The sequence below is a fragment of the Marinobacter alkalisoli genome (genome assembly GCF_045449855.1).
In the GTDB taxonomy this organism is placed as follows: domain Bacteria; phylum Pseudomonadota; class Gammaproteobacteria; order Pseudomonadales; family Oleiphilaceae; genus Marinobacter.
In genome coordinates this window covers 22,924-47,373 of the sequence record NZ_JBJJLC010000053.1, presented here as the reverse complement: position 1 = coordinate 47,373, position 24,450 = coordinate 22,924, and the positions used below count along the sequence as shown (strand labels likewise).

22 protein-coding genes are annotated in these 24,450 nt (G+C 59.8%); 17 read left to right on the top strand and 5 right to left on the bottom strand.

The features are described from left to right. Positions 1–94: 94 nt before the first annotated feature. The 6 genes from ACJO5Y_RS18920 (at position 95) to ACJO5Y_RS18895 (ending at position 5,616) form a co-directional block, all read left to right on the top strand. Positions 95–793, top strand: coding sequence for a TetR/AcrR family transcriptional regulator (locus tag ACJO5Y_RS18920; protein WP_406989401.1), 699 nt, complete (start codon positions 95–97; stop codon positions 791–793). A 273-nt stretch (positions 794–1,066) separates the two neighbouring features. Then, positions 1,067–2,077: a TRAP transporter substrate-binding protein gene (locus tag ACJO5Y_RS18915; protein ID WP_406989400.1), complete on the top strand. Its 1,011-nt coding sequence runs from the start codon at positions 1,067–1,069 to the stop codon at positions 2,075–2,077. Positions 2,078–2,140: 63 nt separating this feature from the next. Continuing rightward, on the top strand, positions 2,141–2,725 hold the full coding sequence (locus ACJO5Y_RS18910; RefSeq protein ID WP_406989399.1) for a TRAP transporter small permease subunit: 585 nt from the start codon (positions 2,141–2,143) through the stop codon (positions 2,723–2,725). Then, entirely contained in the window at positions 2,725–4,041 is a 1,317-nt protein-coding gene (locus ACJO5Y_RS18905) for a TRAP transporter large permease (RefSeq protein ID WP_406989398.1), read from the top strand. Before ACJO5Y_RS18910 ends, ACJO5Y_RS18905 begins: the two co-directional genes overlap by 1 nt. Position 4,042: 1 nt before the next feature. After that, positions 4,043–4,561: a gluconokinase gene (locus ACJO5Y_RS18900; RefSeq protein ID WP_406989397.1), complete on the top strand. Its 519-nt coding sequence runs from the start codon at positions 4,043–4,045 to the stop codon at positions 4,559–4,561. A 56-nt stretch (positions 4,562–4,617) separates the two neighbouring features. After that, entirely contained in the window at positions 4,618–5,616 is a 999-nt protein-coding gene (locus ACJO5Y_RS18895) for a substrate-binding domain-containing protein (RefSeq protein WP_406989396.1), read from the top strand. 11 nt (positions 5,617–5,627) lie between these two features. Here ACJO5Y_RS18895 and yihA read toward each other — a convergent pair whose 3' ends face one another. Then, entirely contained in the window at positions 5,628–6,281 is a 654-nt protein-coding gene (gene yihA, locus ACJO5Y_RS18890; RefSeq protein WP_406989395.1) for a ribosome biogenesis GTP-binding protein YihA/YsxC, read from the bottom strand. A gap of 175 nt (positions 6,282–6,456) precedes the next feature. On the opposite strand from yihA, the gene ACJO5Y_RS18885 reads away from it, so the two are divergent. From ACJO5Y_RS18885 to ACJO5Y_RS18875, 3 genes are all read left to right on the top strand, one after another. Continuing rightward, positions 6,457–7,065 carry a c-type cytochrome gene (locus ACJO5Y_RS18885; protein WP_406989394.1) on the top strand — a complete coding sequence of 203 codons (609 nt, stop codon included), beginning with the start codon at positions 6,457–6,459 and terminating at the stop codon, positions 7,063–7,065. Positions 7,066–7,207: 142 nt separating this feature from the next. Then, on the top strand, positions 7,208–7,846 hold the full coding sequence (locus ACJO5Y_RS18880) for a thiol:disulfide interchange protein DsbA/DsbL (RefSeq protein ID WP_406989393.1): 639 nt from the start codon (positions 7,208–7,210) through the stop codon (positions 7,844–7,846). A 56-nt stretch (positions 7,847–7,902) separates the two neighbouring features. After that, positions 7,903–8,763 carry an endonuclease/exonuclease/phosphatase family protein gene (locus ACJO5Y_RS18875; protein WP_406989392.1) on the top strand — a complete coding sequence of 287 codons (861 nt, stop codon included), beginning with the start codon at positions 7,903–7,905 and terminating at the stop codon, positions 8,761–8,763. 63 nt (positions 8,764–8,826) lie between these two features. Here ACJO5Y_RS18875 and rpmG read toward each other — a convergent pair whose 3' ends face one another. From rpmG to radC, 3 genes are all read right to left on the bottom strand, one after another. Continuing rightward, entirely contained in the window at positions 8,827–8,982 is a 156-nt protein-coding gene (rpmG, locus tag ACJO5Y_RS18870; RefSeq protein WP_007153739.1) for a 50S ribosomal protein L33, read from the bottom strand. 11 nt (positions 8,983–8,993) lie between these two features. Next, positions 8,994–9,230, bottom strand: a complete 237-nt coding sequence (gene rpmB, locus ACJO5Y_RS18865) for a 50S ribosomal protein L28 (protein WP_114335425.1) — start codon at positions 9,228–9,230, stop codon at positions 8,994–8,996. 197 nt (positions 9,231–9,427) lie between these two features. Next, positions 9,428–10,102 (bottom strand): RadC family protein, encoded by a 675-nt coding sequence (gene radC / locus ACJO5Y_RS18860; protein WP_406989391.1) that lies wholly within the window; start codon positions 10,100–10,102, stop codon positions 9,428–9,430. 165 nt (positions 10,103–10,267) lie between these two features. Here radC and coaBC point away from each other — a divergent pair, with 165 nt between their 5' ends. From coaBC to argA, 7 genes are all read left to right on the top strand, one after another. Continuing rightward, positions 10,268–11,455 (top strand): bifunctional phosphopantothenoylcysteine decarboxylase/phosphopantothenate--cysteine ligase CoaBC, encoded by a 1,188-nt coding sequence (gene coaBC / locus ACJO5Y_RS18855; protein ID WP_406989390.1) that lies wholly within the window; start codon positions 10,268–10,270, stop codon positions 11,453–11,455. 23 nt (positions 11,456–11,478) lie between these two features. Further along, positions 11,479–11,940: a dUTP diphosphatase gene (gene dut, locus ACJO5Y_RS18850; RefSeq protein ID WP_406989389.1), complete on the top strand. Its 462-nt coding sequence runs from the start codon at positions 11,479–11,481 to the stop codon at positions 11,938–11,940. Between the two features lie 95 nt (positions 11,941–12,035). Continuing rightward, positions 12,036–14,675 (top strand): phosphomannomutase/phosphoglucomutase, encoded by a 2,640-nt coding sequence (locus tag ACJO5Y_RS18845; protein ID WP_406989388.1) that lies wholly within the window; start codon positions 12,036–12,038, stop codon positions 14,673–14,675. Positions 14,676–14,699: 24 nt separating this feature from the next. After that, on the top strand, positions 14,700–15,596 hold the full coding sequence (gene argB, locus ACJO5Y_RS18840; protein ID WP_406989387.1) for an acetylglutamate kinase: 897 nt from the start codon (positions 14,700–14,702) through the stop codon (positions 15,594–15,596). Between the two features lie 73 nt (positions 15,597–15,669). Then, complete coding sequence (locus ACJO5Y_RS18835; protein ID WP_406989386.1) at positions 15,670–16,911, top strand: aq_1923 C-terminal domain; 1,242 nt, start codon at positions 15,670–15,672, stop codon at positions 16,909–16,911. Between the two features lie 26 nt (positions 16,912–16,937). Next, positions 16,938–18,107 (top strand): acetylornithine deacetylase, encoded by a 1,170-nt coding sequence (gene argE, locus ACJO5Y_RS18830; protein ID WP_406989385.1) that lies wholly within the window; start codon positions 16,938–16,940, stop codon positions 18,105–18,107. Between the two features lie 40 nt (positions 18,108–18,147). Continuing rightward, complete coding sequence (gene argA / locus ACJO5Y_RS18825) at positions 18,148–19,455, top strand: amino-acid N-acetyltransferase (protein WP_406989384.1); 1,308 nt, start codon at positions 18,148–18,150, stop codon at positions 19,453–19,455. Here the strand turns inward: argA and ACJO5Y_RS18820 are convergent. Further along, positions 19,429–20,499: an aminopeptidase gene (locus ACJO5Y_RS18820; protein ID WP_406989383.1), complete on the bottom strand. Its 1,071-nt coding sequence runs from the start codon at positions 20,497–20,499 to the stop codon at positions 19,429–19,431. The genes argA and ACJO5Y_RS18820 overlap by 27 nt on opposite strands. Before the next feature lie 168 nt (positions 20,500–20,667). On the opposite strand from ACJO5Y_RS18820, the gene ACJO5Y_RS18815 reads away from it, so the two are divergent. After that, the gene (locus ACJO5Y_RS18815; RefSeq protein WP_406989382.1) at positions 20,668–24,435 is read left to right on the top strand and encodes a DUF1631 family protein; all 3,768 of its coding nucleotides are present in this window, start codon (positions 20,668–20,670) and stop codon (positions 24,433–24,435) included. Positions 24,436–24,450 lie beyond the last annotated feature (15 nt).

Genomic DNA, 24,450 nt, shown 5'->3' with positions numbered 1-24,450 from the left:
GTATTATTAGAGTATATACTCTAGGGAGTCAAGGAAAGCCGAATGGCGGATCAGGCCATCCGCCGGTCACACAACAATAAAGCTAACTGAACCTATGAAAACCAGAGACAAGATCCTGCTCTCCAGTCTGGAGCTGTTCAACGAGAGGGGTGAACGAAACGTCACCACCAATCACATCGCCGCGTACCTGGCCATCTCCCCGGGCAACCTCTATTACCACTTCCGCAACAAGTCGGACATCATTTACGAGATCTTCCTGGAATACGAAAAACTGGTGGATTATTACCTGGATATTCCCGAGGACCGGCCGCTGACCCTGGACGACATGATGTTCTACCTGGAATCGGTGTTTGACGGGCTCTGGAGTTACCGGTTCTTCCATCGTGACCTGGAGCATCTGCTGGACGGTGACCAGCGACTGCGGCGGGACTACCGTGAATTCACCAATCGCTGCCTGGATGCCATCAGCCTGATTTTCGAGAAGATGGCTGAAGCCGGCATTATTGAGCCGCAATCGGAGGAATTGCGCTCGGCCATGTCACTCAACGTCTGGCTGGTGATCACAAACTGGATGGCGTTCCTGAAAACCGCCCACGCCAGTGAAGAGTCTGCCAATCTCTCACTGACCGAGCTCAAGCAGGGCATCTACCAGGTGCTGACGCTTGAGGTGCCCTACCTCACGCCGGCCTACCGGGATCGGGTCATGGCGCTGCGGGAGCGTTACCGTCCGCAGTTGCCGGAAACCCGTGATGTCGAGTCGTCGGCGGACGCGATGGGTTGCCGTACGGGCTGATCATTTTTTAGTCGATTTGCGGAACTTTCCGGTAACACTGGTGTCTCATGTATGACGCTGGGGATCCGGACATCTCTGGCGTTACCCTGAGTGAGTTCTCAGGTTTTAGCACGTCGCAAACCCTGACGTTTCACCGGCCTGTCTGATGGCAGGCCGGTTTTTTCTGCCGCAATCCTTTGCTCCCTCCCCCTTGCCAGCGCTTTTCAAATCCAATACCATCGCTTATGTTACCGGTAACATAAGCCGGCACAATAACAATCAGGAGATCCCAGTATGTTCCCGACAAGACTCGCGGCTGGTGTTCTGACAGCCACGCTTGCATTCAATGCCTTTGCCGCCGATTTCACCTTAAAGTTCCAGTCTTCGGACCCCTCCGGCGTCAAAAACTTCAAGATCCAGCAGGACTGGGCCGATCGTGTGGAAGCAATGACCGGTGGCCGTGTCGAGATTGATCTGCTGCCGGTGGGCAGCGTTGTCAGTCACACGGAAACCCTCGGCGCCATGAAGATGGGCGTATTGGACGGTCATATTTCCGTCACAGGTTATTTTTCCGGTAAGGATCCCGCGTTCGGTTTGATTGGTAACACCGTGGGCGCCTGGTCCAGTCCAGACCAACTGATCGATTACATTAACCATGGTGGCGGCTATGAGTTGATGAACGAACTCTACGAGCCATACGGAGTGAAATTTGTTGGCGGCGGTGGCACGGGCGTGGAGTCTTTCGTGTCGAAAAAGCCCCTCGATGGCGTGGAGGATCTCAAGGGACTAAAAATGCGTGCGCCGGAAGGGCTGGTGCAATCCGTCTTTGCCGCCGCCGGAGCGTCGCCGGTTAATCTGCCCGGATCCGAAGTCTATACCGCCTTGAGCAAGGGCGTGATTGACGCTGCGGATTACACGGTATTCTCCACCAACCACGAGGCTGGTCTGAACGAGATTGCGCCGCACCCGGTCAATCCCGGTTTCCACTCGCTGCCGCTGCTTGAAATCGCCATGGGGCGCAAGGAATGGGAAAAGCTGCCGGAGGATATCCAGGCCATCATGACGGTATCCGCCAGGGACTTTGCCCAGGACATCAGCACCCAGCTGGCGATGGCCGATCGTGAAGCTGTCAATGAGGCTCGCGCCAATCCCGACATTACCATCCATGACTGGTCCGCGGAGGAGCGTCGCAAGTTCCGCACCATCGCCCGTGACCAATGGAAGGCCTATGCCGAACAGTCCCCCAATGCCGGGAAAGTGTACCAGTCGGTCACTGAATACCTGGAATCCCAGGGCCTCCTCTAAGTAGCAGGTTCCCTCGATGTCAGCCTCCGGGCGCCCTGACGGGCCCGGAGCGAGGAGTTCGTTATGTCCGTTGAAAACAACGCGTGCGGTCAGGGGCCGGATCCCGATCGCGAGTTTGTCCTGCCTGAAAAGGATGAGGACGTTGGGTTTACCTGGCTGGACAGGGCTATCGTCTGGTTGGGCAAGAAGTTGAGTCTGGTATTTGCGGCGATCGTGCTGGTGTCTTTCTACGAGATTATCCGCCGTTATGTGTTTGATGCCCCGACGCTCTGGGTACACGAAACGGTGACCTTTGCCGGCGCCACACTCTTTGTTATTGGTGGTCTCTATGCCCTGGCCACCGATCGGCATGTGCGTATCGTGTTGATCTATGACGCGGTTTCGCACCGTGCCCAGCGCTGGCTGCGGGTGGTTCATCATCTGCTGGGGCTGGTTTTTTGCGGGCTGATGCTATTCGCAAGCTGGTCAATGGCCACAGAGGCCGTGCTGGCGCCCTGGGGCGACTGGCGTCTTGAAACCTCCGGCTCAGCCTGGAACCCGCCTTTCCCGGCGTTTCTGAAAGTGATCATCCTGGTCGCCGTTGCCGTCATGACCTTGCAGTTCCTGTTGCACCTGGTGCGTGACCTGCGCGGCAAGGGAGGTGCGTGATGTTTGAACTGGCTTCCCTTGGTATCGGTTATGGCAGCCTGTTGATGCTGGTCATGCTGATTGTCCTGTTGCTCACGGGTATGCAGCTGGCATTCGCCACCGGTCTGGTTGCCCTGGTGTTTGCCCTGGGCTGGTTTGGTCCGGACGCCTTGCCCATTGTCAGCAGCCGGCTGTACAGCTTCATCGGCAACTATGTATTCCTGGCGGTACCCATGTTTGTGTTGATGGCCTCTCTGCTGGACCACTCGGGCATCGCCCGCGACCTGTTCGACGCCATGGCCCGCCTGGGTCGCAAACTTCGTGGCGGCGTGGCCATACAGACCCTGGTGGTGGCGGTGATCCTGGCCTCCATGTCCGGCGTTATTGGTGGCGAGACGGTGTTGCTGGGCATCCTGGCGCTGCCGCAGATGCTGCGCCTGGGTTACGACCGCAAGCTGGCCATTGGCACCACCTGTGCCGGTGGGGCGCTCGGCACCATGCTGCCGCCCAGTATTGTGCTGATCATCTACGGGCTGACGGCCAACGTCTCCATCGGTGATCTGTTCAAGGGGGCGTTCGCACCTGCGCTGCTACTGGCGCTGTTGTACATGGGATACGTCCTGATTCGTGTCTGGCTGAAGCCGGAGATGGCACCGCTGCCTTCCGATCAGGACGCGCCCGAGACCCCGGCGCCGAATTTCTTCAAGGCGTTGCTGTTTCCGATCCTCTCGGTCGTGGTGGTGCTGGGCAGTATCTATGGCGGTGTGGCCTCGGTCACAGAGGCGTCGGCCCTGGGTGTCATGGGGATTGCCATCAGCACCTGGATTCGCGGAGAGCTGTCCCTTGCCATGGTGCGCAAGGCCACCATCAGCACACTGCGGGTGTGCGGTATGATCATCTGGATCGGGATTGGTGCAACCGCGCTGGTCGGCGTCTACAACCTCATGGGTGGTATCGATTTCGTCCGTGACATGGTCTTTGCCGTCAGCGGTGGCCATGGCCTGGGCACCATCCTGTTCATGATGTTGATTCTGCTCATACTGGGCATGTTCCTGGACTGGGTCGGCGTCGCATTGCTGACCATGCCGATCTTTGTGCCCATCGTGACGGAGCTGGGGTACAGTCCGATCTGGTTCGGCGTGGTGTTCTGTATGAACATGCAGGTGTCCTTCCTGTCGCCTCCGTTCGGCCCGGCGGCTTTCTATCTCAAGACGGTGACGCCAAAGGACATTTCCCTGGGCGAGATATTCCGCGCACTGCTGCCGTTCATCGCGCTTCAGGTCGTGGCCCTTGGCCTGCTGATTGCGTTCCCCCAGCTGGCGCTATGGTGGCAGTGATATGAAGGCACCAAAAGTCATTGTCATGGGGGTGTCCGGATGCGGCAAGAGTCTCACCGGCGCCATGCTTGCCGGCGAACTGGGGGTTCCGTTTTACGATGCGGACGATTACCACAGCCTCGCCAATGTTGAGAAAATGGCCGCCGGCATCCCGTTGACCGACGCGGATCGCCGGGGCTGGCTGGATGAGCTCGCGGCGCTGATCAGGCAGGAAGAGGGCGGTCTGGTGTTGGCCTGTTCGGCGCTGAAGCGCTGTTACCGTGAGCGTTTGCGGGGCGGGAATCCGTCGGCCCGTTTCGTCTACCTCAGGGGGGACTTCGAAACCATCTGGGCGCGACATTCCCGGCGAACGGATCATTACTTTAATGGGCGCGCCATGCTGGAAAGTCAGTTTCGGTTACTGGAAGAGCCAGCTCCTGATGAGGATGCCATTGCCGTGGATGTGTCCGCGACACCGGAACAGATCCTCCGACAGTGCCTTGTCGGACTTGGTCTGCAGGGCGGGGATTCCCGAAACTGATTCCGGAGCCTGATCACAGGTATGATAGGCAGCTTTCACTGTTGTTGGAGTGGTAGATGGTAAAGAACAGGCGCCCCACATTGCAGGATATCGCCGACCGGGTCGGAGCGACCAAGATGACCGTCAGCCGGTGTCTGCGGGGCGGGGACAATGTCTCCGAACCCATGCGGGAGCGGATCTTTGCCGAGGCCGAAGCACTGGGCTATATCCCCAATCGCGCTCCGGACCTGCTATCCAAGTCCACCAGCCATGCGATCGGTGTCCTGCTGCCGTCACTGACCAACCAGGTCTTTGCGGATGTCATCAAGGGGGTGGAATCGGTCACCGAGCCGGCCGGGTATCACCTGATGCTCGCCCACTACGGATACAGTCCCGAGATCGAGGAGCGCAGCCTGTCCTTGCTGCTGTCCTACAACGCGGATGGCGTGATTCTCTCGGAGAGCCAGCATACCCCTCGCACGCTGAGGATGCTGGAAACCGCAGGGGTGCCAACGGTCGAGATCATGGATACTCATTCGGAACCGTTTCATCAGGCGGTTGGCTTCGATAACGTCATTGCCGCCTATGACATGGTGCGGGAAATGATCCGGCTGGGCTGCAAGCGGGTGGTCTATCTGGCGGTCCGGCTGGATGCCCGGACTCTCCAGCGTCAGGAGGGGTATAACCGGGCAATGGAGGAAGAGGGGCTGATGCCGGTAACGCTGCGCAGTGAGCAGCGGTCATCATACAGTGTCGGGGCTACGCTGATGGCGCGGATACTGGCGGAGAATCCGCACACCGACGGCATTTTCTGCACCAACGACGACGTTGCCATCGGTGCGTTCTTCGAGTGTCAGAGGCGTGGCATTGCGGTGCCGGGCCAGATCGCCATTGCCGGGTTCCATGGTCATGATGTTGGCCGCGTCATGGAGCCGCCACTGGCAAGTGTGATCACTCCCCGGGAGGCGGTCGGGCAGAGGGCGGCCGAAGAGCTGATTGCCCGCCTCGGTGGCGCGGCAATCAGCGACCGGCGTATCGACCTGGGGTACCGGATCGAGCGGGGGGGAACCCTCTGACAGCGAGTCGTTCAGGTCGCGATTTCACCCGCGAGGTCGTCACTGGCCGCTTCCAGCCAGGCCGTCAGGGCATCGCGGCACTCATCCACTCCGCGCTTTGATGTTGCCGAAAACATGATCAGGTGCTCCACGCACTGGAATGTCTTCAGCCGACGGGCGATGTCCAGCATCGCTGTCTTGGCCTGGCCGAACTTCAGCTTGTCCGCCTTGGTGGCAAGAATCATCAGCGGAAGGTTGTTATGTTCACACCATTCCACCATCATCTGGTCGAAATCGGTCAGTGGATGACGAATGTCCATGACCAGGATCAGGCCCCGCAGGCAGCGACGATCATTAAGATAGTGCCCGAGGTGTTTTTGCCAGTCGTCCTTCATGTCGCGGGAGACCTTGGCATAACCATAACCTGGCAGGTCCACCAGGCGGCAGTTATCACGATTCAGCGTGAAAAAGTTGATCAGGCGGGTGCGGCCGGGTGTCTTGCTGGTGCGCGCCAGCTTGCCGTTGGCGGTTATGGAGTTGATGGCGCTGGATTTGCCGGCGTTGGAGCGTCCCGCAAATGCGACCTCCGCACCGGAGTCCAGTGGGCACTCTTCCAGCCGCGAGGCGCTGATCAGGAATCGGGCGCTGTTGAATGAGATCGATTTTTGAGTCAGATCAGATGACACGGTGGTTGGGTTTCCTATTGGATTTCAGTTATCAGGGATTAATGTATAATGCTACACCAATTCCGGGCAGCACGCTGAGCGATGCTGCTGAACAGCCCCGGTTTTGTGCCTGTCTGGGCCAGTGCCTGCCGGCTGCATAACGAAGAATACTTTGGATGAGAGAAGCGGAGCGAGCATGAAAAAACTGATCGCAGGAGTTGTTCTCGGTGTTGGCCTCACAGCGATGGCACACGGGGCTGGAGATCCTGAAGCAGGCAAGGAAAATGCAGCCGTCTGTGCCGGTTGTCACGGGGAAGGTGGCGCCAAGCCGGTGATGGCCGTGTACCCGAAACTGTCCGGGTTGGGTGAAAAATACCTGTACCAGCAGCTGTCGGCCATCAAGAGTGGCGACCGTCAGATCGCAGAAATGACCGGGCTGCTGGACAATATGTCCGACGAGGATCTGCAGGATCTGGCCGCCTACTTCAACGACCAGGATATGGTGGTTAATCAGGCCGATCCGGAGCTCGTTGAACAGGGGCAGGCATTGTATCGTGGTGGTAACCTGGCGTCTGGCGTTCCGGCCTGTTCCGGTTGCCACAACCCCCAGGGCAAGGGCAACGAGCCTGCGGGCTTTCCACGCCTGGGCGGCCAGACGGCGGATTACGTTGAAAAGCAGCTGAAGGCCTATCGTGATGGTGAGCGCAATGGCGGGCAAAATGCGTCTATCATGATGGACGTCGCTGCCAAGCTGACCGATTCTGAGATCGAGGCCGTAGCCAACTATATTTCCGGCCTGAACTGATCAGTCTTCCTGGCCCAACAAACCCCGCCTGGTGCGGGGTTTTTTGTGCCTTTCCTGTCTTTAATTCCCCGGCGGTGGAACTTTTCGCGCACGCTGGGTCATAATCAGTTCCTGAATGAATCTACAGAACCGGAGACAGTCGATGTTGAGAAGTCTGAGTACTGCAGTCACCTTTCTTGCGGCCTTTGCCATTGCGGGCCAGGTTAGCGCGGCCGAGTGGCAGGAGGGCACCCACTATCGGGAGCTGAGTTCTCCGGTCCGTACTGACAGCAGCGAGAGCATCGAAGTGGCGGAAGTGTTCTGGTACGGCTGTCCCCACTGCTACGCCTTCAAGCCGTTGGTAGAAGAGTGGGCGGAAAATCGTCCGGATGACGTCGACTATGTTCAGCTTCCGGCTGCCCTGGGCAAATCCTGGGTGCCCCATGCCAAGGCATTCTACGCTCTGGAAGCGATGGGTGAGCTGGATAAAGTACATGATGCCCTGTTCGACGCGCTGGCAGGAGAGCGACGCCCTCTGAACTCTGGTGAGGCTTTGGCGGAGTTTGTTAGCGGATACGACGTGGACGGTGAGCAGTTCCTCAAGAATTACAACAGCTTCGGGGTGAATGCGAGGATGCAGAAAGCCCAGTCAAAAATCCGTGGTGCACGCATCACCGGCACACCGACTATGCTTGTAAATGGCAAGTATACGGTCAGCGCGTCCATGGCCGGTGGTCATGAGGCGGTTCTTGAGGTTGTGAACTACCTGATCGAAAAAGAGCGCGGCGGCTCCGCAAACTAAGCAGGATCTATCTCGGGGCTTCGGGAGAATGTGCCACAGTCGGGTGAGCTCGTAGCATGTACAGACACTTTCGCAAACAGCTGGGCGGGCTGCTTCGGTCAAGCGGGGAGCCCCGGGGCAGTTGTTCCGGCAGTGAGCACGTGCCGGAGTTTGAGCCACACCGGCACATCCGGCTGCTGACCTTCAATATCCAGGTGGGGATCAACACCTCCTCCTACCGGCATTATCTCACTCGCAGCTGGCAGCATTTCCTGCCCCATCGCAACCGCATCGCAAACCTGGACCGCATTGCCAGCCTGCTGCGTAATTACGACGTGGTGGCGCTGCAGGAGTGTGACGGTGGCAGTCTGAGGAGTGGCTACATCAATCAAGTCCAGTACCTGGCGGAAGCGGCCGGAATCCCCTATTGGTATCAGCAGCTGAACCGGAATCTGGGGCAGATAGCCCAGCACAGTAACGGCTTGCTCAGCCGGTACCGACCGCTGGATGTGACGGAGCACAAGTTGCCTGGTCTGATTCCCGGTCGCGGTGCCATTATTGCCCGCTACGGTTCCGAAGAGGATCCGTTGGTGCTGGTGATGATGCACCTGTCACTGAGCCGTACCGCTCAGCAGCGCCAACTGGGTTATGTCAGGGAGTTGATCGGTGACTACCAGCACGTGGTGTTGATGGGGGACATGAATAACCATGCGGAAGAGTTGCTGACCCAGACACCCCTGAAGGAAACCGACCTGATTCCATTGCCGGATACTGCCCACAGCTTCCCGAGCTGGCGGCCGGAAAAGGCCCTGGATCATATCCTGGTGAGCCCGAGCCTGGAAATCCGCCGTTCCGAGGTGGTCAGTTATCCGATGTCGGATCACCTGCCGATTGCCATGGATGTGGCGCTTCCGAAGGGCTATCTGGAAACCTTCTGAGGCAATCTTCAGGCAATAAAAAACCCGGCGCGTGGCCGGGTTTTTTGTCGGTCGCCAGATCAATTACTTGATCTTGGCTTCCTTGTACGCAACGTGCTTGCGGACAACCGGATCGTACTTTTTGATCTCGATCTTTTCCGGAGTGTTACGCTTGTTCTTGTTGGTCGTGTAGAAGTGACCAGTACCTGCTGATGAAACCAGCTTGATTTTCTCGCGCATGATGCGGCTCCTTAAAATTTCTCGCCGCGGGCACGAAGATCGGCCAGCACAGCGTCAATGCCTTTTTTGTCGATGATGCGCATGCCCTTGGTGGAAACGCGCAGCTTCACGAAACGCTTCTCTGATTCAACCCAGAAGCGGTGGTTCTGCAGATTCGGCAGAAAACGACGACGAGTGTGGTTCATCGCGTGGGATACGTTGTTACCGGTGACCGGACGCTTACCGGTAACCTGACAAACTCTGGACATACTTGCCTCCGACCTGAGCAATGGTCTTAATATACGAATTCGTTTAATCGCGCTTCTGGTTGTCGCTGCTTGCGCCACGAATAGCAAGCTGCTCGCCAGACGCCGCCAGAAAGGGACGCTTTTATACCAGAACTGGCCCCCCAACGCAAAAAATTGTTGGGGATTTGGCCAGTTTTTTGTATCTGGCCCGGGCTGGCTTACATCAGTCCCCGTTCAGCCAGGGATATTACCTCACCGTGGCCCACAACCATATGGTCAAGAACCCTGATATCCACCAGGCCAAGGGCCTCTTTGAGGCGTCCGGTCAGGGCAATGTCCGCCTGACTGGGCTCGGCAACGCCGGATGGATGATTGTGGGCAAAAATGACTGCCGCCGCATTATACTCCAAAGCTTGCCGGACTACCTCCCTGGGATAAACCGCAGCACCGTCAATGGTGCCGCGAAACAGTTCCCGGTATTGGATCACCCGGTGCCGGTTATCCAGAAACAGGCCGGCAAACACCTCATGGGGATAGGTGCCCAGGCGACTGCACAGGAACCGCCGGGTGTCCGCCGGAGAGCGCAGGGGGTCTCCCTGCCTCAGCGGTTCATCCATCACTCTTTGCGCCATTTCCATGGCCGCCTGTACCTGGGCGTATTTGGCCGTTCCCAGCCCCCTGACGTCACAGAACTGGCGCCGGGAAGCTGTCATCAGGCCGCGGAGACCGCCAAAGGTGTCAATGAGGTGCCGCGCCAGTTTCATGACCGGCATGCCGGCGGTGCCGGTGCGAAGAAATATGGCCAGTAGTTCGGCATCGGAGAGGCTGTCGGGCCCATGGGCCAGCAGTCGTTCCCGCGGGCGTTCGTCCGCCGGCCAGGGGTGGGTTGTCATGATTGCGTCCTTGCTGTTTATAAAAGATGGCTTGAAACCCGTGCCGGCGCTCCCTGCGCAGGCCACTGAAATCCGACCGGAAGTCTAGCACGGGATGCAGGCTGCCGGGAGGCGTCTGCCGTGGTATCTTATAGGCCTTTTATTTTTGCCGGATACGGAGCAAGTATGGCCGCGAAACGAATTCTGCTGGGGATCACCGGTGGTATTGCCGCCTACAAGAGTGCGGAGCTGGTGCGGTTGTTGAAAAAGGAAGGGCATCAGGTGCGTGTGGTGATGACCCGGGGCGCAGAGGCTTTCGTCACGCCGATGACCTTCCAGGCGCTCAGCGGCGAGCCGGTGCGTACGTCTCTGCTGGACCCGGAGGCCGAGCAGGGGATGGGGCACATCGAGCTGGCCAAATGGGCGGATCAGGTGGTCATTGCCCCGGCGACCGCCGACTTTATTGCTCGTCTGGCCCAGGGTATGGCGGACGATCTGCTGACTACCCTGTGTTGTGCCACCGAGGCTCCGATCGCGTTGGCGCCGGCGATGAATCAGGCCATGTGGAACAACCATCGGACCCAGCGCAACATCGGATTGCTGGAATCGGATCCGCAAGTCACCCTCTGGGGGCCGGATCAGGGTTCCCAGGCCTGCGGGGATACCGGGCCTGGTCGTATGCTGGAGCCCCTGGATCTGTTTGAGCGCATTACCGCGGTCGGCAGCGGACCACTGTCGGGCAAGCGGGTTGTTATTACCGCCGGTCCAACGCGGGAACCCATCGATCCGATCCGCTACATCAGTAACCACAGTTCCGGGAAAATGGGCTATGCCCTCGCTGCCGCCGCAAGGGACGCCGGGGCTCAGGTGGTGCTGGTCAGTGGTCCGGTATCCATCGCCGCACCTACAGGTGTGGAAGTGCGGCCGGTGATCACGGCGGATGATATGCTGGCCGCCTCCGGACAGGCGGTGGACGAAGGCTGTGATGTATTTATCGCCACCGCCGCGGTGGCGGATTACCGGCCGGATACCTGCGCCAGTGACAAGATCAAGAAAACCCGCGAGGACATGTCGCTGGCGCTGGTGCGCAATCCCGACACCCTGGCTACCATCGCGGCCCGTGCCGATGCCCCGTTCACCGTTGGCTTTGCGGCGGAAACCAGTGATGTTGAGCGCTATGCCAGGGACAAGATGCAGCGTAAGAAACTGAACATGATCGTGGCTAACGATGTGTCAGTGCCCGGGCTCGGGTTTAACAGCGACAGCAACGCCGTCACCGTATTCTGGTCTGCCGGTCAGCAGGTCATCGGGCCGGAAAGCAAAACCGGTATCGCCCGCCAGCTGGTAGGCCTGATTGCCGACCAGATCCATTGACAGAACTTCTCACAGGACACTCCATGACGCGACAAACTTTCCAGGTCCGGATTCTGGACCCACGCATCGGGGATACCATTGCGTTCCCGGAATACGCCACTTCGGGATCTGCCGGTCTTGACCTGAGGGCTTGCCTGGACGAGCCGATGACACTGAAGCCCGGGGATACTCAGTTGATCAGGACCGGGTTGTCCATTCATATAGCCGACCCGTCCCTGGCGGCGATGATCCTGCCCCGCAGCGGTCTGGGGCATAAGCACGGTATTGTGCTGGGTAACCTGGTGGGACTGATTGACTCCGACTACCAGGGGGAACTGATGGTGTCCTGCTGGAACCGGGGGCAGGGCGAGTTTACCGTTGATGTGGGTGAGCGCCTGGCCCAGCTGGTGCTGGTGCCGGTCGTGCAGGCGGATTTTGAAGTGGTGGAATCGTTCGATGCCAGTGTCCGTGGCGCCGGTGGTTTTGGTTCGACCGGTACCCGCTGAGCGGATAACAGTCTGTAAACGCGGAGACATTGCCGGAGGTCTATACTTGGGTATCTCATTGCCCCGGGCGAAAAAATATAAGTGCAGGATGGACTATGAAGCTGGGTAAAAAGAAAAAGCCGGACGAGACCGTTGCGGAGGCACAGGGCGGGATGCCGGCCGGCAAGCGGGAGCGGAAGCGTGGGGAATCCAGGGGGCGTCGCCTGAAGCGCCTGGGGTCCGTAGCCGGTGCCCAGGCAGCGGTTGTGGCGCTGGCCGGGGTCCTGGCGGTTGCCCTGGTCTACCTGCTGGTGTTCGAGCCGGCTGAATCCCGTCGCGCCGACCTGCAGGCGAATCTTGAGGTCGATGCCGCGACCAATCGCCTGAACCAGCACCTGGCTACCTTGCAGTCGTCGGTTGATGGAATTGCCGCCCAGCGTCATGTCCGTGAGGCCCTGGCGACTGGCTCCGGTCTGGAATTCGTGGCTGCGGAGCTTGGCAACGTTCTGCCGGGCGTTCAGGCCGTGCACCTGTTTCCCTATGGTGACATTCCCCGCAGTGCCAGTGGCGATGAAACCCTCGGATTTGCCGGCCTGGACCTGGCACGACAGGCCGAATCCGGACGTTCTTTGCACCCCAACGCCTTCCCGCGGAATGGTCAGTGGTATTTCCAGGTGGCGGCCTCCGTCCGCAATCCGGCCAGTCGCGCCATGGCGGGCAGCATGCTGGTGGTATTTGACGCCTCCAGCCTGCAGCCGTTGCTGGCGGTGAACAACCGTGAATTGGGCGGTCAGCTGGCGTTGGTCCAGAGTGTCAATGGTTCCGCCCGGGTCGTGGCCAGTAACGGCACTGGCAATGGTGAGGCGGAGGAGCGGGCGCTGTCCGCTCCGGACTGGTCTCTCCGTTATCAGCCGGCATCGACGCCCACGCCGGTGGTGAATGCGGTTCTAGCCATCATTCTGATTCTGGCGCCGGCTGTGGTTGCCGCTATTGTGGTTTGGGTATTACTGGGCGGCGCCCAGCGCAGCATTCGCCAGGATGTGTCCGCACTGACCCAGTGGGCCCACAAGGTGTTTGGTGGCGAGCGGGTGAAGTTGCCGGCGTTAAAATGGGATCTGGTGGCGTCCACTGGTGAAGTCCTTCACCGCTTGTCCCAGGTCGTGGACAGGCGTGTTCTCAAGGCCGCCGAGTCTGCGCGCCCGAAGGCTCCGGCAGGTAAAGCGGTCGCCGCGGAGGAACCGCTGTTCCAGGAAAAGGACATGCTGGATATCGACATGCTGGATGGTGATGAGGACGTCCTGGGGTTCGGCGGCGGAGCGACGGATGAAAGTGAGGCAGGCCCTGAAAACGCTCCATCAGTTGAGGAAGTGGCGTTGCCCCAGGTGGAGGTGCCGGCGGGCATCTTCCGGGCTTATGATATCCGCGGCATTGTGGGCGAGACCCTGTCTCCGGAGATCGTGAATGTCATTGGCCGGGCCATTGGTAGCGAGGCCGCCGAACGCGGCATCGACGCTCTCTGCATCGGCTATGATGGCCGGCATTCCAGCCCGGATCTGGCGGATGCCCTCGCCCGTGGCATTATGGCCACCGGCTGCGACGTGATACACGTTGGCGCCGTGCCAACGCCGGTACTGTACTTCGCCACCCATCACCTGAAGACCGGGTCTGGCGTCATGGTGACCGGTAGCCACAACCCGGCTAACTACAACGGCCTGAAGATCATGCTTGGCGGTGAGACCCTGTCCGGCGATGGTATCCAGAAGCTGCTCCAGCGTATCCGGACCGGAGACCTGAGCAGCGGCCAGGGTGCGCAATCGTCGGAGGACGTGCGCCGGGCATACCTGGATCGCATCGTTGGGGATATCGCTGTGGCGGCGCCCCTGAAGGTGGTGCTTGACGCGGGCAACGGCATAGCCGGTGAGCTGGCGCCGATGTTGGTGGAAGAGCTGGGCTGTGAGGTGATCCCCCTCTATTGCGACGTGGATGGTGACTTCCCCAACCACCACCCGGATCCGGGGAAACCCGACAACCTGGTGGATCTGATTGCCCGGGTGAAGGCGGAGAGTGCGGATATCGGCCTGGCCTTCGATGGTGACGGGGATCGCCTTGGCGTGGTGACCAACAGTGGCAAGATTATCTGGCCGGACCGTCTGCTGATGCTGTTTGCCAGGGATGTTGTTTCCCGGAATCCCGGCGCCGATGTGTTGTACGATGTAAAGTGCAGCCGTCGCCTGGCTGGGGTGATCTCGGATGCGGGCGGTCGCCCCATCATGTGGAAAACCGGTCACTCCCTGATGAAGGCCAAGATGAAGGAGACCGGAGCGCTGCTCGCCGGAGAAATGAGCGGGCACATATTCTTTGGCGAACGTTGGTACGGCTTTGATGATGGGCTCTATTCGGCCGCGCGCCTGCTGGAGATCCTGGGCGTTGAGGATCGCCACAGCGATGAGGTGTTCGAGGACTTCCCGGAAGATATCAGTACCCCGGAACTGAATGTCGAGGTCACCGAAGACAGCAAATTCCAGTTGGTGGAGCGTCTGTCCAGCGAGGGCAGTTTCGGTGATGGGAGCGTCAGTACCATTGACGGTATCCGGGTGGATTACGCCGATGGCTGGGGTCTGTGCCGTGCCTCCAACACGACACCGGTTCTGGTGCTTCGGTTTGAGGCGGAAACCGACGAGGCGCTGGAACGCATCAAGGGCGTGTTCCGTGACCAGCTACAGAAAGTGGCCCCCGACCTCGTCGCAGATTTTTAATTGACAGATTATAAAGGCAGAAGCATGGCACTGGATCGTGAAACAGCAATGCAGGTGGCATCCGTCCTGAGTAAAGGCTTGCCCTATATTCAGCGGTTTACCGGGAAAACCGTGGTGATCAAGTACGGCGGCAACGCCATGGAGAACGAGGATCTGAAGAGCAGCTTCGCCCGGGATGTGGTGCTGATGAAGCTGGTGGGCATCAATCCGATCGTGGTTCACGGTGGGGGGCCGCAGATTGGCGGTTTGCTGGAGCGCCTGAACATCCAGTCCCGCTTCGTCAACGGCATGCGGGTGACCGACAGTGAAACCATGGACGTTGTCGAGATGGTGCTGGGCGGCCAGGTCAACAAGGAAATCGTCTCGCTGATCAATGCCCATGGGGGTACCGCCGTGGGCCTGACCGGTAAGGATGCCAACCTGATCCGGGCGCGGAAACTGGAAGTGGTCAATAGCTCCGCCGAGCTGGAACGCCCGGAAATCATCGATATCGGTCACGTCGGTGAAGTTGACAGCGTTAATGTCGAGGTTATCGAAATGCTGACCCGCAGTAACGTGATACCGGTCATCGCGCCGATCGGCGTGGGGCCTGATGGCGCGTCCTATAACATCAATGCTGATCTGGTGGCCGGCAAGGTGGCAGAGGCCATGAAGGCCGAGAAGCTGATCCTGCTGACCAATGTTTCTGGTCTCAAAAGCAAGGAAGACAAGGTCCTTACCGGGCTCACTGCCCAGCAGGTCAACGATCTGATAGAGGATGGCACCATCCATGGCGGCATGTTGCCGAAAATCCGTTGCGCCCTGAATGCGGTGGAGAATGGCGTGCGCACGTCACACATTATCGATGGTCGGGTTGCCCATGCGACCCTGCTTGAGATATTCACGGACGAAGGTGTGGGAACGCTGATCTCCCGCAATTGAAACAGCCTGCCGGGCTGACATTTGGTGGTGCAGTCCGGTCGGTGGGCAACCGGCCGGACGAGAGGATGGATGAATGAAACGCCTGCTGACCTTTGTTGTTGTCGTGGTTCTGCTGGGCTGGGTGCTGTTCAAGGCGGCTGTCTGGTGGCTGGCGGACCAGCGCCTGGCGGAAGCCCGGGATGCGGTTGAGAGCGCCGGGGTTATTGAACGGGGCGCGATCAGCTCCGGAATTGAAGGGCGCCTGCTGCTGACAGACGCCAGTTATCAGGATTTCCGTCTGGCGCAGCCAGTCGATATTGGCCGCGTGGCGTTTGACGCAGGCTCGCCGTTGCATCTCCTGACCGCGCTGGTGGACCCGGGTAACCTGCCGCCGGCCTGGTCCCTGCGGGTGGAAAACCTTCGTCTGGTCCTGGAAGCAACCATGTTCCGCAACTGGGTCACTGCTTCCGGCGAGACCAACCCCGCATTGTTTGCCCCGGTCTGTGGGCCCGATCACCGCCAGCAACTGGGCAGCGGGGACCTGGTGCGCATGGGGGTGAACAGCATCGCCGGCGAGGCCCTGATCCGGCAGCACCCTGATCACCTGTACCTGGAGCTGACAACGGCGAGTACCGGCAGCCTGGGAATCCAGTGGCCGGGGGCTCGGGTGAATATCCTCAACCCCGACCGAATGGCGCAGGCCGGGAGCGAGCCGATGACCGTCACTGTTCGTGACGGTGGTCTGATGCGCCGGGTTGCCGCCTATTGTGCCCGCGAATCCTCAGTGGCGACGGATGAATGGACCAGTATTGTCATGGATGCCTTTCGTCAGGGGCTGAGTGCCCGGGGCTATGAGGCCAGTGGCCAGTTGCTGGCGTTGTACCGGCAATGGCTGACCGAAGGCGGCGAGCTGACCCTGACTCTGGATCCCGATCAGCCTGTCTTCGGTGTTCCGGTGCGGGGCGCGAACCAGGACGGTGCCGGAACGCTGGCAGTCAACTACAATGGGCAGTCAGTGCCCGATGTCTATCTGAGGGAAGTCGAGCCGCCAGAGCCGGCTGTCTCGGAGCAGGCGCTGCAACCGGTGATACCGGAAGGCGAAGGTGATCTGGTGGCGGGCTGGTACCCTGCCGATCTGACAGAAGCGGAACGTTGGGTTGGGCGAAACGTGAGAATTACCCTGTCCAATGACAATGTCGTGGAGGGGCGGCTGGCCAGTGTTGGCGAGCAGACCCTGGAGGTTGCCCGGATTGTCGGTGGCGGCGAGATTGCCTATCCGATGATGATTCGGGCCATTGATAAGTTTGAGGTCTGGCGGCGTGGCCAGACCCGGTGACCCGAGACCGGGCCAGGAATTCTTTTATGTCTGAGTCCACGAACAAAACCGATGTGGTTCCGGGTATCCGCGAGATGCTGACCCGGCTGATTGCCCTGCCATCCATCAGCAGTGCAACACCGGACTGGGACCAAAGCAACGAAGCCGTTGTACAGACGCTGGCGGAATGGCTGGAGCCGCTGGGATTCAAGGTTGAATTGATGGCAGTGCCTGGCATGCCGGGCAAGTTCAATATGATTGCCACGCTTGGCAGTGGTCCGGGTGGGCTGGTGCTTTCCGGGCATACCGACACCGTACCATTTGATGATAAGCGCTGGCAGAGTGATCCGTTCACCCTGACGGAACGGGATGATCGCTGGTACGGATTGGGTACCTGCGATATGAAAGGTTTTTTCCCGCTCGCCATAGAGGCCGCTCGAGCGTTTGCCGGTCAGGAACTGAAACAGCCATTGATCATCCTTGCCACGGCTGACGAAGAAAGCTCGATGAATGGCGCCCGCGCGCTGGCGGAAGCGGGACGACCGCAGGCACGGTATGCGGTGATCGGCGAACCCACCAGTCTGAGGCCGGTGCGAATGCACAAGGGCATTATGATGGAGCGGCTGGTGTTTGAGGGGCAGTCAGGCCATTCGTCCGATCCTTCCCTTGGCCGCAATGCCCTGGAAGGTATGCACGAAGCGCTGGGCGAGCTGTTGGGCCTGCGCTCTGCCTGGCAGGAGAAATACCGGAACCCGAATTTCAGGGTAGAAGTGCCGACCATGAACCTGGGGTGCATTCACGGTGGCGACAATCCCAACCGGATTTGCGCCAGCTGTGAGCTGCATTTCGATCTGCGGCCGTTACCGGGGATGGACATGGCGGCCCTGCGCCAGGCCATCCTCGGCAAGTTGCAGCCGGTGGCCGAGCGCCGTGAACTGTCCATGGTGTTTGAGCCGCTGTTCGACGGCGTGCCACCGTTCGAAACCCCGGCGGATGCGCAGCTGGTCAGTGCCTGTGAAAAGCTGACCGGCCATACCGCCCATGCCGTGGCGTTTGCCACCGAGGCGCCGTGGCTGCAGAAGCTGGGGCTGGAAACACTGGTGATGGGGCCGGGGTCGATTGATCAGGCGCACCAGCCGGATGAATTCCTGGAGTTGTCCCAGCTCGACCCGACCGTGACGATCCTGAAGGGGTTGATCAAACAGTTTTGCCTGTAATGTTCAGGCATCAGGAAAGACGATTGACCAGGAGAAACGATTGAAATCTAACGACTGGCTGCATGGATTCCGCCATTCCTCCCCCTACATCAACGCGCACCGGGGGCGTACGGTGGTGTTGACCATCGGCGGAGATGCGATTGCCCACCACAATTTCATCAACATTATCCACGACATCGCACTGCTGAGCAGTCTTGGTGTGCGCCTGGTGGTGGTGTTCGGGGCAAGGCCGCAGATTCAGGGAAGGCTGGATGAGGCCGGCGTGGAATCGTCATTCCATCGTGGCTTGCGGGTGACTCAGGAACAACAGCTGCCCCTGGTGCTGCAGGCAATTGGCGGGTTGCGGGCGTACCTGGAAAGTCAGCTGTCCATGGGGCTGGTGAATTCCCCCATGCACAATGCCCGTATCCGGGTCAGCGGCGGTAATTTCGTGGCGGCGCGCCCGGTTGGTGTTCTCGACGGCATCGATTTCGGGTATACCGGTCGTGTTCGCCGGGTGGATGTGGCCGGGATAGAAAAGCTGCTGGAACTGGGCCACATCGTCTTGTTGCCGCCCCAGGGATTTTCCCCCACCGGAGACGCCTTCAACCTGTCCTACGAGGATGTCGGCAGCCAGGTGGCGGCGGCCCTGCAGGCAGAGAAACTGATCATGTTTATTGACGATCAGGGGCTGCTGGAGCCCGATGGCTCGCTGATTCGTGAACTGTCCGCGAAGCAGGCCACGGAGCGGCTGGCCGAAGGTGCTGTAACCGGCCACGATGCCGCCTTGCTGAAAGCGGCCTGCGATGCCTGTGTGAAAGGGGTGCGCCGCTCCCACATTATCAGCTACGTGGAAGATGGCGCGTTGCTGGAGGAGCTGTTTACCCGGGACGGTTCCGGCACGCTGGTCAGCGGTGACAACTATGAGCAGATCCGCCAGGCCCGGGTTGAGGATATCGGTGGCATTCTGGAACTGATTCAACCGCTGGAAGAGCAGGGGATTCTGGTGCGGCGCTCGCGGGAAATGCTGGAAACCGAAGTCGACCGGTTTGTGGTCGCCGAACGTGATGGCACGATCGTTGGCTGTGCCGCGCTCCATTGTTACCCGGACGAGGGCGCGGGGGAGCTGTCGTGTTTTGCCGTGGACCCGAAATACCGTCGCGCCGGTCGCGGCGACGATATCTTTGCGATGGTGGAGAAGCTGGCTCGTGGCCAGGGCATCCAGCGGTTGTTTGTGCTGACCACCCAGACCGAGCACTGGTTTCGTGAACGTGGTTTCCAGCCCTCGACGGTTAAGGCATTACCCGGTCCCAAACTGGCCTCCTACAACACCCAGCGCAACTCAAAGGTGTTCGTCAAACCGTTGTGACAAGGCCGACAGGGTCAGCGTCCGTTGCTCCTGGTCCAGTTCGGACAGCGCCCTTACCCGGTCAAAGAAATCGTCAAAGCGGTAGTCCTGCTCTTTCAGTAGTTGTCGGAAACCGGGCACGTATTGATTGTATTGCCGGAACAGGGCGATGTTGGCGTTGTTGAGTGTTTCGATGGCGCTGCCGAACGGGCCAGGCTGATCCCACTGGCTGGCCATCTCGTTGTAGCGCTTGATCAGCTCTGCGAATACCTGCTTTTTTCTGGTTCTCATGGTCTCAACGGACAGTTCCCCCTCACGCCCGTACAGCGCCTCCAGCTCACTGGAGGCGTGTTCCACCAGTGTCAGGGTCTGATTCCTTTGCGACAGCCGTTGCAGCGCCGTGGCAAACTGGTCACCTTCGCCGCGCTCCTCCAGCCACAGTCTCAGGCCCTCCAGTTCCACGGCGGTGGCAAAGCTCTCGTTGAACGCCGTGTCTTCGTCAATATAGACCACCTGATGCGCCAGTTCGTGGAATATCAGGGCCACCATGCGATCGTCTGACAAATGGGTGAATCCGCTGTGCAACGGGTCATCGAACCAGCCCAGGGTGGAGTAGGCCGTCACCGCACCGATAAAGGTATCAAAGCCCTGCCTGTCGAACTGACGTTGCTCCTCCTGCGCATCCCCAAGGCTGAAATAGCCCCGGTAAGCCTGACACCCGACGACGGGGTAACACCACTGATGGGGAGTGAGGGAGAACTCCGGGACCGCCACCAGGTTGACCACCACCCAGGGCCTTTCCAGCTCGGAATACTCGGTAAACGCGTCGGCGGCGGGCAGTGCCAGCCGGTTGTCAGCGAAGTGGCGAGCGTCCCGGGCGATGGCCAGTTTACGTTTCAGTTCGTCGTCGGTACCGGGATTCGTCAGCAGATTGTCGACCGGTTGCGAAGCCAGCATCAGCGAGACATGGCCGCCAATTGCCTGGCTGTAGTAGCCAATGGTCGAACACCCTGGAAGCACGGCTACCAGTAGCAAAAGAAGATAGATCTGATTAAGCTGTATCATGGTTCACAATGTGAAGGTGAGGCTGTCTCGCAACGGGATATCCCACTATATTACAGACATGTTCCCCGTATAGTAGCAGGTGACACGGATCACCGTTTCAGAGACGCTGACCAGGGTGAGGCGACGATCTCGGACCCACCCTGGCCTTGGCCGAATATCAGGTAGTTCATGGACCCCAGAGAACGTCGCACAAGCCCTCGACAGCCCATCAAACTCGCGGCCCAGCTGGATCTTGGGGCGGGTGAGGTGTGGCCGTGCCAGATTGCGGACTTTTGTGCCGAAGGCTTGTTCATTCGATACTCGGGCGACACCTCCCGCAAACTCGAGCGCGCGATAGCCCGGGGCGTGCCCGACGAGATCATCGTGCGTTTCCGCTCGGCGGATGGAAATCATCGTCATGAACTGTACGTCAGTATTGTCCGTCGTATCGAAAGGGCCATGGGCGTGCATTTTGTCCGTGCCAATCCGGATGCCGTGAGCGCGATGCTCAAGCAGTGTGGCGGCGACCGCTTCCAGGAGCGGGCTGCATTGCGAGCGCCCAGTGACAGGGTGCAGTTTGTCCTGCATCAGTCCGCTCGCGCCGTTGTCCAGTTTATTGAACCGCTGATGGATGCCTGTCTGGCGCAGATGATCGTGGCGCTGAAGCAGGCGGCCCGGAAGGCGAGTAGTGACCAACAGGCAAACGAGTACATGGACGCCTCGGGCCAGCTTGAAGCGCGGCAGCGGGTGATCTGGCACCAGATGGCACAGAGCCTGGAATCGCCTCTCAAGCCGGCGAGAAAAGGGTTCCCGGGCTCGGAGCTGTCGGTGGTGGACAAGGGCGAATTCGAGGACTGGCTGACCATACGGGTGATGGTTACCAAGGCGGACACCCAGTATCGGGGGGATCTGCTCCAGCTCAAGCTGCGGCTGGACAAGCTGGGCATTGCCAACTCCACCGGCCACCACAACCCGCTGGGTCCGTCGCTGGTCTGTGAGTCGTTTCATGCCGGGCTCAGTCATTTGAAAGCCAGTCGTGAAGTGGAAAAGGTCTGCCTGAAAGTGTTCGAGCAGCAGGTGCTTCAGCAGCTTGCTCCGCTTTACCAGGAGCTGAACAACATCCTGATTCGCCACGGCGTGCTGCCGGATCTGGACCTGAGCAAATACCTCTCTGAACGGAGCTCCGTGGGTGATGAGCCCGGCCGCAAAGCTGCCAGCGGTTCACCGGCACCCGTCCAAACGGGGCAGGGTCAGCAGGCAGCGTCAGCCACGGCGACGGCGACGGCATCTGCTCCGGCCCGGAGCGCGAGTGCTGGCAAACGGGCGCCGATGGAGTTCCGTGGGTACGCCAATGCCGCCCAGACCGCCTTCGCCACTGTCCGTAACCTGATCGGCACGCTGGCCGCCAGTCGGCTGGCCCGGGGCGATGCGGAACCCATGGCTTTTGCGCCCAATGCCCGGCCATTGTCCACGGGGGAGCTGCACCGGGAACTGCAGCAGCTGCAGGTGGAATCGACCGTGTTGAGCGCTGAGGCGGCCACACTCCGGGAACGGGTGGTGGAAAGGGTCAAAGACAGTGGCAAGCATGCCCTCAATGAGGAGCAGCAGGACACCCTGGATGTGGTGGACCGATTTTTCCGCAGTGTGGTGGAAAGCCCGAAGCTCAGTGATTATGCCCAAAGCCACATGCGCCAGCTGGAAGTGCCGGTGCTGAAAGTGGTCATGCGGGACCCGGCCTTTTTTGATGATCAGGACAGCCCGGTTCGCGGAGTGATGAACCGCCTGGCCCAGCTTGGGGTCAAAGGGGGGCGTATTAACCCGGTGGTGCAGCGCCGGGTTGATGAACTGATTCATCGCATCGCCACCGATTTTGAGCAGGACACCGGAGTCTTCGAATCCACGGTGCAGGAACTGGATGTCCTGATCGATCGCCAGAATCTGGTGTATCGTCGCAATGTGGAGCGGGTGACCGCGGCAGCCGAGGGTGCTCAGAAGGTATCGGACTCCAAGGCAGCGGTGACCGAAGTGCTCAATCAGAAGCTGGCCGGTCGCAGAGTTCCCAGAGCGTTGTTGAGTCTGCTGGAGGGTGGCTGGCGGGATCTGCTGTCGTTGACCTGGATTCGTCAGGGACCGGATAGCCAGCTGTGGCAGGATTACCTGACGGTGATCGATTCACTGCTGGCATTCGCGGACGATCCCGGGGCGGGCATCAACCTGCCCGACCTGCTGCGGGTGATCCAGGATGGCCTGTCGTCGATTTCCAGCAATCATATGCCATCCTCTCAGATCCGGGATGAACTCAAGCAGTTTCTGGTGCGCAGTGCCGAGCATCCGCCGGAAATGGTGTTGATGCCGCCGGTCCAGACCGGGGAAGACAAGCAGAAGGTACTGACCGAGCGGGAGCAGAAAAGCCTGCAACGCTGGGTGCATCGGGCCCGGCAATTGCGCACCGGTGACTGGCTGAGGGATCAGGAGAATCCCGACGAGCCCCAGTACATCCGTCTGGTATGGGTTGCCCGGGGGTTCAGCCGTTTCGTATTTGTGAACCATCAGGGCATGAGGGTCGTGGAGCTGGACCTGGACGGTCTGGCACGCCAGATGCGCAAGGGCGTTGTGGTTCCAGACAGCCAGTATGAGCGACCGTTGGTGGATGAGAGCCTCGACCGTATGGTCCGCAAGGTGTATGACCAGCTGTCCTGGGCCTCGACCCACGACGAATTGACCGGGCTGCTGGGGCGGCGGGAGTTCGAACGGATGCTGGACCAGCAGCTGGCCCGCCATGAAGACGAGCGCGCCCTGGTGCGGCTGGATCTGCGCCAGTTCCGGTTGCTGAATGACACCGCCGGCTATCAGGCGGGCGATGACACCCTCCGCATGATTGCGGATATCCTTCGCGCGCGGGTGGGGGATGGCATGCCGTTGGCGCGCCTGTCCGGGAATGAGTTCGCCTGGCTGCTGCCGGCGGAAACCGCGCTGGCGACCACCCGGACGATTGTGGCTGAGATCGAGGCCACGGAATTTGCCTTTGACGGCCGTGAATACCGGTTGTCAGCCAGCGCTGGGCTGGTACCGGAGTTGCCCACACTGACCGCCGCTGAGCGCTGGCTGCGGGCATCCGAGCACGCCCTGAAGGCGTCGAAACAACAGGGCCATGGCAAGGTCGTTGAGTACGCCCTGGATGCAACCGACCAGTCGCGGCAAGAGCAGATTGCCGCGAAAGTGGCGAGCCTGGGAGACCTGGATGAAGAGCGCATGTTGTTGCGTTGCCAGAAGATGATCCCGCTGCACGCGAATACCCGGATGTTGGCACAGTACGAAGTGTTGATCAGCATGTACGACGACGGCGGAGACCTGATCACCGGCCGTGATTTTGTCCGTATGGCGGAGCGTTATGATCGTATGCAGGCCGTGGATCGCTGGGTGGTGGGGCGCATGCTGGACTGGTTGCGGGACAGCGCACCGGATCCGGATCACCTGGGCGGGGTATGTATTAACCTGTCCGGCTATTCATTGAATGACCAGTCATTGCTGGAATTCATCTATGACAAGCTGAGCCAGAAGGATGCTCCGATCGAGCGGCTGTGGTTCGAGTTGACGGAAACAGCCGCAGTCAATGACCTGGACCGGCTGGCGGAGTTCATGCTGGAGATGAAGGAGTTGGGGTGTCGCTTCTGCCTGGGTAATTTCGGCAGCGGGCCGGTCTCGTTCCAACTGATGCGCAGTCTTCCGGTTGACCTGATCAAGCTGGACAGTACGTTCACCAAGCAGGTCGATACCAGTGAAACCGACCGGGCGATGGTGCAGTCCATGGTGGATATGGCGCATTATATGAAACGGGAAGTGATTGCTTCCCGGGTTGAATCCCGTGAAGTTCTCGATATGCTGAGGCTTCTGGGCGTGGATTATGCTCAGGGTTTTGTGATTGAAAGGCCCCGGCTGCTGGACAGCCTCCATTAACGCCTGAGCACGCTC